The 11,090-nt window shown below is 68.2% G+C and carries 10 protein-coding genes; 7 read left to right on the top strand and 3 right to left on the bottom strand.

The features are described from left to right. The first annotated feature begins 144 nt into the window (after window positions 1-144). The 4 genes from Aco04nite_RS06120 (at window position 145) to mpgS (ending at window position 4,962) form a co-directional block, all read left to right on the top strand. Window positions 145-1,977, top strand: a complete 1,833-nt coding sequence (locus Aco04nite_RS06120; RefSeq protein WP_212996196.1) for an acetolactate synthase large subunit — start codon at window positions 145-147, stop codon at window positions 1,975-1,977. Further along, the gene (gene ilvN, locus Aco04nite_RS06115; protein WP_203838514.1) at window positions 1,974-2,498 is read left to right on the top strand and encodes an acetolactate synthase small subunit; all 525 of its coding nucleotides are present in this window, start codon (window positions 1,974-1,976) and stop codon (window positions 2,496-2,498) included. The genes Aco04nite_RS06120 and ilvN overlap by 4 nt, the downstream gene beginning before the upstream one ends. A gap of 27 nt (window positions 2,499-2,525) precedes the next feature. Further along, on the top strand, window positions 2,526-3,539 hold the full coding sequence (gene ilvC, locus Aco04nite_RS06110) for a ketol-acid reductoisomerase (RefSeq protein ID WP_212996195.1): 1,014 nt from the start codon (window positions 2,526-2,528) through the stop codon (window positions 3,537-3,539). A gap of 160 nt (window positions 3,540-3,699) precedes the next feature. After that, on the top strand, window positions 3,700-4,962 hold the full coding sequence (gene mpgS, locus Aco04nite_RS06105) for a mannosyl-3-phosphoglycerate synthase (RefSeq protein WP_212996194.1): 1,263 nt from the start codon (window positions 3,700-3,702) through the stop codon (window positions 4,960-4,962). A gap of 55 nt (window positions 4,963-5,017) precedes the next feature. Here the strand turns inward: mpgS and Aco04nite_RS06100 are convergent, their stop codons facing one another. Then, window positions 5,018-5,491, bottom strand: coding sequence for a DUF1990 domain-containing protein (locus tag Aco04nite_RS06100; RefSeq protein ID WP_212996193.1), 474 nt, complete (start codon window positions 5,489-5,491; stop codon window positions 5,018-5,020). Window positions 5,492-5,559: 68 nt separating this feature from the next. On the opposite strand from Aco04nite_RS06100, the gene serA reads away from it, so the two are divergent. Next, complete coding sequence (serA, locus tag Aco04nite_RS06095) at window positions 5,560-7,158, top strand: phosphoglycerate dehydrogenase (protein ID WP_212996192.1); 1,599 nt, start codon at window positions 5,560-5,562, stop codon at window positions 7,156-7,158. On the opposite strand, the gene Aco04nite_RS06090 is transcribed toward serA, so the two are convergent. Continuing rightward, a complete protein-coding gene (locus tag Aco04nite_RS06090) occupies window positions 7,159-7,494 on the bottom strand; it encodes a hypothetical protein (RefSeq protein WP_438874901.1) in 336 nt (111 codons plus the stop codon). A gap of 383 nt (window positions 7,495-7,877) precedes the next feature. On the opposite strand from Aco04nite_RS06090, the gene Aco04nite_RS06085 reads away from it, so the two are divergent. Together Aco04nite_RS06085 and Aco04nite_RS06080 are read left to right on the top strand one after the other, a co-directional pair. Next, window positions 7,878-8,909, top strand: a complete 1,032-nt coding sequence (locus Aco04nite_RS06085; RefSeq protein WP_212996446.1) for a 3-isopropylmalate dehydrogenase — start codon at window positions 7,878-7,880, stop codon at window positions 8,907-8,909. A 173-nt stretch (window positions 8,910-9,082) separates the two neighbouring features. Next, window positions 9,083-10,180, top strand: coding sequence for a branched-chain amino acid aminotransferase (locus Aco04nite_RS06080; protein ID WP_212996190.1), 1,098 nt, complete (start codon window positions 9,083-9,085; stop codon window positions 10,178-10,180). Here Aco04nite_RS06080 and Aco04nite_RS06075 read toward each other — a convergent pair. Then, the gene (locus Aco04nite_RS06075) at window positions 10,177-10,911 is read right to left on the bottom strand and encodes a tyrosine-protein phosphatase (protein WP_212996189.1); all 735 of its coding nucleotides are present in this window, start codon (window positions 10,909-10,911) and stop codon (window positions 10,177-10,179) included. The two genes, Aco04nite_RS06080 and Aco04nite_RS06075, sit on opposite strands and share 4 nt — an antisense overlap. Between the last annotated feature and the right edge of the window lie 179 nt (window positions 10,912-11,090).

Raw genomic sequence — 11,090 nt, 5'->3', positions numbered from 1 at the left:
TGCCTCACCAGATTCTCTGAGGGCAGTGCGCTAGGTCCCGTGCGAAAGCACGCGGGCCTTTTTTGTTGCTCGGGAACGCCACAGCTGATCCCACCCGCAGCGGAAAACTGAACACAAAACCTCGAAACGAAGGCCTGAACTGCCATGACGAAACCCACCCCCGAGACCCTCGCGAACCGCGCAAACCCGGCCACCGTCGCGGCGGCCGCCGTCGCCCCAGCCGTAATCACGGTCCCGCCGACCCCCGCCACCGGGGCCGGCTCGCTCGTGCGGTCGCTCGAGGCGCTCGGCGTCGAGGTGGTCTTCGGCATCCCCGGCGGCACGATCCTGCCGGCCTACGACCCGCTCTACGACTCGTCCATCCGGCACATCCTCGTCCGCCACGAGCAGGGCGCGGGTCACGCCGCCACCGGATACGCCCAGGCCACCGGCAAGGTCGGCGTGTGCATTGCCACCTCCGGGCCGGGCGCCACCAACCTGGTCACCGCGATCGCCGACGCCTACATGGACTCGGTGCCGATCGTGGCGATCACCGGGCAGGTGTCGCGTCCCTCGATCGGGACGGACGCCTTCCAGGAGGCGGACATCCAGGGCATCACCCTGCCCATCACGAAGCACAACTTCCTGATCCAGACGCCTGAGGAGATCCCTGAGGTGCTGGCGGAGGCATTCCACCTGGCGTCGACCGGACGCCCGGGTCCCGTGCTCGTGGACATCCCCAAGGACGTGCAGCAGGCGCAGACCACGTTCGCGTGGCCGCCGGTGCTCGACCTGCCGGGTTACCGCCCGACGCTGCACCCGCACGGCAAGCAGATCCGCGAGGCGGCCCGGCTGATCGCCGCCGCCAAGCGCCCGGTCCTCTACGTGGGCGGCGGCGTGCTCAAGGCCGGCGCCACCGACGGGCTGCGCAAGCTGGCCGAGCTCACCGGCATCCCGGTGGTCACTACGCTGATGGCGCTCGGCGCGTTCCCCGACTCGCACCAGCAGCACCTGGGCATGCCCGGCATGCACGGCACGGTCCCCGCGGTCTACGCGCTGCAGAAGTCCGACCTGCTGATCGTGCTCGGCGCGCGCTTCGACGACCGGGTGACCGGCAAGCTCGACTCGTTCGCCCCGGACGCCAAGGTCGTGCACGCCGACATCGACCCGGCGGAGATCGGCAAGAACCGGCACGCCGACGTCCCGATCGTGGGCGACGCGCGGCACGTCATCGACGAGCTGATCGCCGCGATCAGTGGCACGGCGAGCGGCGCCTCCTCGTACGAGCCGTGGTGGTCCACCCTCAACGACCTGCGCACCCGTTACCCGCTCGGCTACGACGAGCCGACCGACGGCACGCTCGCCCCGCAGTACGTCATCCAGCGGATCGGCGAGCTGGTCGGCCCGGACGCCGTCTACGTCGCCGGCGTCGGGCAGCACCAGATGTGGGCGTCGCAGTTCATCAACTACGAGAAGCCGGGCACCTGGCTCAACTCGGGCGGCGCGGGCACCATGGGCTACGCGGTGCCCGCCGCGATGGGCGCCAAGGTCGGCCTGCCGGACACCGCGGTGTGGGCGATCGACGGCGACGGCTGCTTCCAGATGACCAACCAGGAGCTCGCCACCTGCGCGCTGGAGGGCATCCCGGTCAAGATCGCCGTCATCAACAACGGCAACCTCGGCATGGTCCGGCAGTGGCAGACCCTGTTCTACGAGGGCCGCTACTCCAACACCGAGCTGGGCACCCACAAGCACCGGATCCCTGACTTCGTGAAGCTGGCCGACGCGCTGGGCTGCGTCGGGCTGCGCTGCGAGTCGAAGGACGACGTGGACGCCACCATCAAGGCGGCCATGGAGATCAACGACCGGCCGGTGGTCATCGACTTCACGGTCGGCAAGGACGCCATGGTCTGGCCGATGGTGGCGGCCGGTACCAGCAACGACGAGATCATGTTCGCCCGGGACGTGCGCCCCGCCTTCGAAGAGGACGACCTGTGAGCACCCAGAACAAGCACACGCTCTCCGTGCTGGTCGAGAACAAGCCCGGCGTCCTCGCCCGGGTGAGCGGACTGTTCTCCCGGCGCAGCTTCAACATCGACAGCCTGGCGGTCGGCGAGACGGAGAACCCGGACGTCAGCCGCATCACGATCGTGGTCAACGCCGACTCCTCACCCCTGGAGCAGGTGACCAAGCAGCTCAACAAGCTGGTGAACGTCCTGAAGATCGTCGAGCTGGACCCGCAGCAGTCGGTTCAGCGCGAGCTCCTGCTGGTCAAGGTGCGCGCCGAGCGCGCCGTGCGCGGCCAGGTGCTCGAGACCGTCGAGCTCTTCAGGGCCAAGGTGATCGACGTCGCACCGGACACCCTCACGATCGAGGCGACCGGCAACCCCGACAAGCTGGACGCGTTGCTGCGCGACCTCGAGCCGTTCGGCATCAAGGAGATGGTGCAGTCCGGTCTCGTGGCCATCGGCCGCGGTTCCCGTTCCATCACCACGGGCCCCGCGTTGCGCGCGGCCTGATCAGCATTCATTTTTGAAAGGGAAGTCATGACCGCGGAAACGTTCTACGACGACGACGCCGACCTGTCCATCATCCAGGGGCGCAAGGTCGCCGTCATCGGGTACGGCAGCCAGGGCCACGCCCACTCGCTGTCGCTGCGCGACTCGGGCGTCGACGTGGTGATCGGTCTGAAGGAGGGCTCCAAGAGCCGTGCCAAGGCCGAGGAGCAGGGCCTGAAGGTGCTCACCCCGGCCGAGGCCTCCGCCTGGGCCGACGTGATCATGGTGCTGGCGCCGGACACCGCGCAGCGCAAGATCTACACGGAGTCGATCGAGCCCAACCTGACCGCGGGTAAGGCGCTCTTCTTCGGGCACGGCCTGAACATCCGCTTCGAGCTGATCAAGCCCCCGGCGGACGTCGACGTGGCGATGGTCGCCCCCAAGGGCCCGGGTCACCTGGTCCGCCGCCAGTACGTCGACGGCAAGGGCGTGCCCGCCCTGATCGCCGTGGAGCAGGACCCGACCGGTGGCGCCCAGGCGCTCGCCCTGTCGTACGCGAAGGCGATCGGTGGCACCCGCGCCGGCGTCATCAAGACGACGTTCAAGGAAGAGACCGAGACCGACCTCTTCGGCGAGCAGGCGGTGCTCTGCGGTGGCACGGCGGCGCTGGTGCAGACCGGCTTCGAGGTGCTCACCGAGGCCGGTTACGCCCCGGAGATCGCCTACTTCGAGTGTCTGCACGAGCTGAAGCTGATCGTCGACCTCATGTACGAGGGTGGCATCCAGCGGATGCGTTACAGCATCTCGGACACCGCGGAGTTCGGTGACTACACCCGCGGCCCGCGCGTGATCAACGCCGGGGTCAAGGAGGAGATGAAGAAGATCCTCTCCGAGATCCAGTCCGGCCAGTTCACCAAGGAACTGATCGAGGATGACGAGAACGGTGGCCCGCTGCTCAAGAAGTACCGCGAGCAGGGTGCGGCGCACCCGATCGAGATCACCGGTAACAAGCTGCGCGGCATGATGAGCTGGGTGGACCGCCCGATCACCGAGACCGCCTGATTATCGATGACTACTACGGGTCATGAGGTCTCCGGACCTCATGACCCGTGATGTTAATCGGAAACGTGGCCGTTACGTGCTGCTTACCTGTCCGGCGTCGTCATCGAATTGTGCACTGTTCAAGCACTGGTGAGTGGCATTGAACAGGTAGCCTCGCCGCATGCGACTGGCTGATTCTTTCCGGAGTGAGCGCTTCGGCGCGGTCCGGATTCATGAGCTCCAGAGGGTGATCGAGCTCGACTCGGGCGCCGTGCACGACACCGGTCAGGCGAGTCTTTCGGCTGGTAGCCGCGTCGTCCCGCCGGATGCAATGCGCGCCGTCGAATCGCAAATGGTAATCGTCGTTCCCTGCATGAATGAGACACGAAGCGTCATCGAAGGCGTGCTCTCCGGAATTCCCCATGACTGTCTCATTGTGCTCGTCTCGAACAGCGACAGGCTTCCGGTAGACCGGTACGAGATTGAGGCGCAGACCCTCGAACAGTTCTGCCGGCTCGCCGGGAGATCCGCGATCTCGATCCACCAGAAAGACCCCGGGCTGGCCGCGGCATTCAAGGCCGCCGGCATGGAAGAGCTCATCGGCGACGATGGACTGATCCGTAACGGCAAGGGCGAGGCCATGCTTGTCGGCATGGCGGTGGCGGCTATGTCCGGTCGCCGATACCTCGGCTATGTCGACGCCGACAATTACGTCCCCGGCGCCGTCAACGAGTACTGCAAGGCGTATGCGGCGGGGCTGCACCTCGCCGACAGCCCGTACTCCATGGTCCGCATCTCGTGGCACTCCAAGCCCAAGCTGCGTGACGGCCGGCTGTTCTTCAGCCGCAAGGGCCGCAGCTCACAGATCACCAACGAGTGGCTCAACAGATTCCTGGCGGAGTATTCGGGCTTCGGCACCGAGGTGATCGCCACGGGCAACGCCGGGGAGCACGCGATGAGCCTCGACCTGGGTCTGCGGCTGCGCCTGGCGGGCGGTTTCGCGGTCGAGCCGTACGAATACATGGATCTGTTCGAGCAGTTCGGCGGGGTGCTCGAGAGCAGCGACCGGGACGTCATGGCGGGCTCGGTGCCGATTCTGCAGATCGAGACCCGCAATCCGCATTTCCACGACAACAAGGGCGAGGAGCACGTGCAGGGCATGCGCATGCAGGCCCTCAACGTCATCTACCACTCGCCGGTGACCCTGCCGTCCGTGCGGAAGGCCATCGTCGACTTCATGGTCGCCCAGGGCGCGCTCGAGCCGGGCCAGGAGCCGCCGAAGGAGCGGGTCTACCCGCCCGTGGGCAGTCTCGACCTGGAGCTTCTCTACGACGGACTGGACGCGGAAGCGCTGACCTTCCGCCAGTTCGACGGCCGGGCGTCAGCGGGCCTGCCGCCGTCGCCACCGATCGCGCGCGCCTCGATCCCGCGCCAGAAGGTCTGATCACCGCAACCGGTCGGCGTGGCGGCGCCCACCGGTTCTCTCACTTCTGCAGAGCTCACTTCTGCAGGGCCCGCAGATATCGCCCGGTCATGTAGTCCTGAACCATGGTCGCCACCGGCCCGCCGACCTTGGTGAGCAGCGTCGCCGGCCGCGAGAACGCCCTGATCCTGGCGCGCACCGCACCCTCGGCGGTGCGGTAGACCTCGAAGGCTTCCTCACCCTGTTCGGGATGGCCGGCGAGCGTTCCGTACGCGAACCCGCGCCGATCCGGCTCGTCGAGCACATAGACCACCCGGCACGGAATCCTGACCACGAGCAGGTGCAGCGTCACTTCCACGCCGGGCGCCGCCCGATCGGCACCCGCGGCGACCCGCAGCCCGGCGTCCCGGTGCATCTGCCAGGTCATCAGTCGTTCCGCTGCCTGATCCAACGATCCATCGACCGCGACGTCACGGTCGACATGGCGATATCCGGCCGGCATCTCGGCATCACGAGTGGCACCGACATTGACGTACGTAAACGGCTGCATGCGATTTCGTTTCACCTATGAGTCGGCTGTAACCGTATGATGACATCCCGTAGTTGGGATGGAGACGTATGACGCCCGTCGTGCTGATCGCTGAGGAACTCGCCCCCGCCGCCCTCGACGTCCTCGCTTACGACTTCGATGTGCGCCACGTCGACGGCACCGATCGCGCTGCCCTGCTCGCGGCGCTGACAGAAGCCGACGCCCTGATCGTACGCAGCGCCACGCACGTCGACGTCGAAGCCGTAGCCGCCGCGCCCCGGCTCAAGGTCGTCGCCCGCGCCGGGGTCGGACTCGACAACGTGGACGTGGCCGCTGCCACCGCGCACGGCGTCATGGTCGTCAACGCGCCCACCTCCAACATCGTCTCCGCCGCCGAACAGGCCATCGCACTGCTGCTCAGCGTCGCCCGTAACACCGCCAGCGCGAGTGCGGCACTGAAACGCGGCGAGTGGAAGCGGTCGCGTTACACCGGGGTCGAGGTGCAGGGCAAGATCGTGGGCGTGGTCGGGCTCGGCCGCATCGGGGTGCTGTTCGCCCAGCGCATGGCGGCCTTCGGGACCCGGCTGATCGCGTACGACCCGTACATCCAGCCCGCTCGGGCGGCGCAGCTGGGCGTACGCCTGGTCGGCCTCGACGAGCTGCTGCGGGAGAGCGACTTCATCTCGGTGCACCTTCCGCGCACCCCGGAGACCCTGGGCCTGATCGGGGAGAAGGAGCTGGCGACCGTCAAGCCGGGCGTACGCATCATCAACGCCGCCCGTGGTGGCCTCGTCGACGAGCAGGCCCTCGCCGACGCTCTGACCGAGGGCCGGGTGGCCGGTGCCGGGCTGGACGTCTTCGTCACCGAGCCCGCGACCTCCTCGCCGCTGTTCGGCTTCGACAACGTCGTGGTGACGCCGCACCTGGGGGCCTCGACGTCAGAAGCACAGGACAAGGCCGGGCTCGCCGTGGCCCGCAGCGTCAAACTCGCCCTGCAGGGTGAGTTCGTGCCCGACGCGGTGAACGTGCAGGCCGGCGGCGTGGTCGACGAGGACGTGCGGCCCCTGCTCGGGCTCACGGAACGGCTCGGCAAGGTCTTCACCGCGCTGGCGGGCGGGATCGCGGCCAACGTCACCGTCGAGGTGCGCGGCCAGATCGTGTCGCACGACGTGGCCGTGCTCAAGCTCGCCGCCACCAAGGGGCTCTTCGCCTCCGTGGTGGAGGAGCGGGTCACCTACGTGAACGCGCCGCAGCTCGCCGCGGACCGGGGCGTCGAGGTCGAGCTGGTGGTGAACCGCGAGGTGTCCGACCATGACAACCTGGTCACCGTACGCGGCGTGCTGCCGGACGGGCGCAGCGTGAGCGTCGCCGGGTCGGTCGCCGTCGTACGCGGCCGCGAGCTGCGCAAACTCACCCGGCTGGACGAGTTCGAGCTGGAGCTGGACGCGGGCGGGGTGCTGCTGTTCTTCCGCTACTCGGACCGGCCCGGCGTGGTCGGCCGGATCGGCTCGATCCTGGGCGAGTCCGGTGTCAACATCGCAGCGATGCAGGTGGCTCGCCGGGAGGCCGGGGGTGAGGCGCTGATGGCGCTGACCGTGGACTCGTCGGTCGACGCGGATCTGCTGTCCACGGTCGCCGCGGAGATCGGGTCCGCGCGGGGCAGCATCGTCGATCTGCGCGAGGAATGATCAGCGGGCCCGAACCGGCGGCGGGTAGACCGTGCCGTCCTGCAGATCCAGCAGATCGAGGTTCAGCTCACCGGCGAGTCGCTCGATCGTCTCCAGCACCGCGTCGGGGCAGTTCTCGTCGAGCCGCATCGTGATGTGGTCCGCGGCCGCGTGCAGCGGTGCGGCCGCCCAGGGTGAACCGGTCAGCGTCGCGCGGGGACCGCGGTCCGGGTATGTGCTGGTCAGGGAGTTGTAGAAGGCGACTACGCGGGGGTCTGCGGGGCGTTGCGCGTGCTCGCCACGGGCACAACGCGCATTAGCGGCCCGCACGTCGTCCGGCCGGTCGGCGTTGTCCATGGCCCACACCACGAGGTCGAAACTCACCGGCGCATGGTGCCATAAAGGTGGCCGCTACATCCCATTGTCGCGCCGACACGCGGGGGATGCGTCTTGCGCGACATTAGTCCGCATCGCTAGCGTTGGTCCTTGCCACGCGGGCGTGGCGGATTTGTCTTCGGGTGACGACTCCGTTGCTGTCCCGTGTGGTGGTTGCACCCCCGGCGGGCGCGAAGCCACGCGTTTTCGTCGTGACGGCCCCCGTGAGATCGTTGCCGCGATCCCGCGGGGGCTGTTCGCTGCCTGAACGCCTCCCATCCACAATCTGAGACCGCCGTACCGAAGATCGGGACAGCGAGATACGGTGGGCCTGGTCTTGTCTAGGTGAGGGAGTGCTCGTGAGCGTGGCGCGGATCGCGGTGGTGGCCGGCGACGGCATCGGGACCGAAGTGACCGCACAGGCTCGCAAGGTCATTGAGGCCGTCCTCCCCGGCGCTGAGTACAACGAGTACGACCTCGGCGCCCGCCTCTACAACCGCACCGGTGAGGTCCTCCCGCAGGCGGTCCAGGACGAGCTGGCCGGTCACGACGCCATCCTGCTCGGCGCCATCGGCGACCCCAGCGTGCCGCCGGGCGTGCTCGAGCGCGGCCTGCTGCTCAAGCTGCGCTTCGACTTCGACCAGTATGTGAACCTGCGGCCGTCACGGCTCTGGCCCGGGACGGTCAGCCCGCTCGCCGGCATCAAGCCCGGTGAGATCGACATGGTGGTCGTCCGCGAGGGCACCGAGGGCCTCTACGTCGGCGCCGGCGGCGTCCTGCACAAGGACACCCCCGCCGAGATCGCCACCGAGGAGAGCCTCAACACCCGCTACGGCGTCGAGCGGGTCATCCGCGACGCCTTCGCGCGGGCGCAGAGCCGTGAGCGCCGCCACCTGACGCTCGTGCACAAGACCAATGTGCTCACCCACGCGGGCGGGCTCTGGGCGCGCACCTTCAAGGCCGTCGCCGCCGAGTTCCCCCAGGTCACGACGGAATACCAGCACATCGACGCCGCGAGCATGTTCATGGTGAGCAACCCGCAGCGCTACGACGTCGTGGTGACCGACAACCTCTTCGGTGACATCCTCACCGACATCGCCGCTGCCGTCACCGGCGGCATCGGCATGGCAGCCAGCGGCTCCGTCAACCCGGAGCGCAAATACCCGTCGACGTTCGAGCCGGTGCACGGCTCCGCGCCCGACATCGCGGGTCAGGGCATCGCCGACCCCGCCGCCGCCATCCTCTCCGCCGCGCTGCTCCTCGAGCACCTCGGCCACCCGGACGAGGCCCGCCGAGTATCCGAGGCGGTCGCGGCCGAGGTCGCTTCCCGTGCCCCGGGAGCCTCGCTGCGCACCGCCGAAGTCGGGGACCGGGTCGCCGCCACCGCGGCCGCCTGATCCACTCGTCGCCCTATCGGGCGTTCTCTCCACCCCGAATCCCCTCGCCTGAGCGGGGGGACGGTCAAGCCTGACATCGGCTTTGAACGACCGTTCGGGGTAAGTTCATGGGGCCCTACGGGTGCTACCGCATGTCTTGAATCAGTCTTTTCGACAGAAAGCAGGTCTCTGCCATGAGTGGTGGTGACAACCTCGATTTCGAGATCCGTCCGAACCCCGCGCCCGTAGGCGACGCGGACCGGTCGGCACTGCTGACCAACCCCGGTTTCGGCAAGATCTTCACCGACCACATGGTCACCATCCGGTACGCGGAGGGTAAGGGCTGGTACGAGCCCCGCGTCGAGGCCCGCGCCCCGATCCCGATGGACCCGGCCGCCGCTGTTCTGCACTACGCCCAGGAGATCTTCGAGGGGCTGAAGGCTTACACGCTGCCCGACGGCGGCGTCGCGATGTTCCGCCCGGATGCCAACGCCACGAGGTTCGCCCAGTCGGCGCAGCGGATGGCGATGCCGTCGCTGCCCGTCGACACGTTCATCGAGTCGCTGCACCAGATGATCAAGATCGACCGGTCGTGGATCCCGCCGAGCGAGGACGGCTCGCTCTACCTGCGCCCGTTCGCGTATGCGTCCGAGGTCTTCCTCGGGGTGCGGCCGGCCATGGAATACCTCTACCTGGTCATCGCGTCCCCGGCCGGCGCCTACTTCAGCGGCGGCGTCAAGCCGGTGACGGTGTGGGTGACCCCGGACTACACCCGGGCCGCGCCCGGTGGCACCGGCGCCGCGAAGTGCGGCGGCAACTACGCGGCCGGTCTCTCGGCTCAGGCCGAGGCGATCGAGCACGGCTGCGACCAGGTGGTCTATCTCGACGCGGTCGAGCGCAAGTACATCGACGAGCTCGGCGGCATGAACATCATCTTCGTGATGGACGACGGCAGCCTGGTCACGCCGCCGCTGACCGGCACGATCCTGCCGGGCATCACCCGTGACTCGGTGCTCAAGCTGGCCGAGCGGGCCGGCCGCAAGGTCGAGGAGCGCCCGGTCAGCATCGACGAGTGGCGTGAGGGCGCCCGCTCCGGCCGCATCCGGGAGACGTTCGCGTGCGGCACGGCCGCGGTGATCACGCCGATCGGCACGGTCCGCTCGACCGAGGGTGAGTTCACCGTGGCGGACGGCGGCTCCGGCGAGGTCACGATGGGCCTGCGCGAGGAGCTCACCGCCATCCAGCGGGGCCGCGCCGAGGACCCGTTCGGCTGGGTCCACAGGGTTCTCTAGCGCTGTTCGAGCAGGTGGTCGCGCATCGTGGCCACCTGCTCGTCGCTGATCCCGATCTCCTTCACGTACGCCTCGACCGAGCCGTGCCGCGCCCGCAGGTCGCCGAGGAACAGCAGCATGGCGTCCTTCGGGCAGTTGTACATGTGGTACTTGTCCTGGACCATCTCCGGCCTGGTCCTGGCCAGATATTCGGTAAGCGACGCTATGGACGCCTCGGTGAGCGCGTAGTCCTCGGCGATGTCGGTGTCCGAGACCCCGAGCAGTTCCAGCGTCAACGCGCAGACCACACCGGTGCGGTCCTTGCCCGCCATGCAGTGCACGACCGCAGGGGCGGCGTCCGGGTCCGCGATCAATGACAGCGCCGCGCTCAGCCCGGCGCGGCCGTCCTCGGCGAAGTTCAGGTAGCGGTCGGCGAGCCACCGCTCGTGCGGCATGTCCGCGGGCTCCGGCGCGGTCGACCAGTCCACGTGCTCGATCACCAGGTTGTGATAGTCGAGCCCCGCCAGCTCCGGCACCCTGCCGTTCCTCTCGACCTCGTGCGACCGGCGCAGGTCGATCACGCTGCGGATCCCCAGCTCGTCCCAGGTGACCAGGTCGTCGCCTTTGAGCCGGTGAAGCGAATCCGAGCGGAACAGGCGCCGCCAGCGGACCGTCCGGCCATCGAGCCCGGCATATCCCCCGACGTCCCGGAAGTTGTAGTTCGTGGTGAAGGCAAGGCTCCGCGAGGTCATGGACCCAACTTAATATCTCCCGCCTCGCGTCCCGGAGTCTGGACTTCTGTCCCACAAAGCGGCGAGCAGTGGCATGCTTCCGTACGTGACCCACCACTACGTGCTGATTATTCGCACCTTGCGCGCCGGCTGACGCTCCCCGCCGACGCGCAGACCTCCCGCATCCGCGGGGGGTCTTT

The sequence above is a fragment of the Winogradskya consettensis genome (genome assembly GCF_018332715.1).
Lineage (GTDB): Bacteria > Actinomycetota > Actinomycetes > Mycobacteriales > Micromonosporaceae > Actinoplanes > Actinoplanes consettensis.
This window is presented reverse-complemented; position numbering and strand designations above follow the sequence as displayed.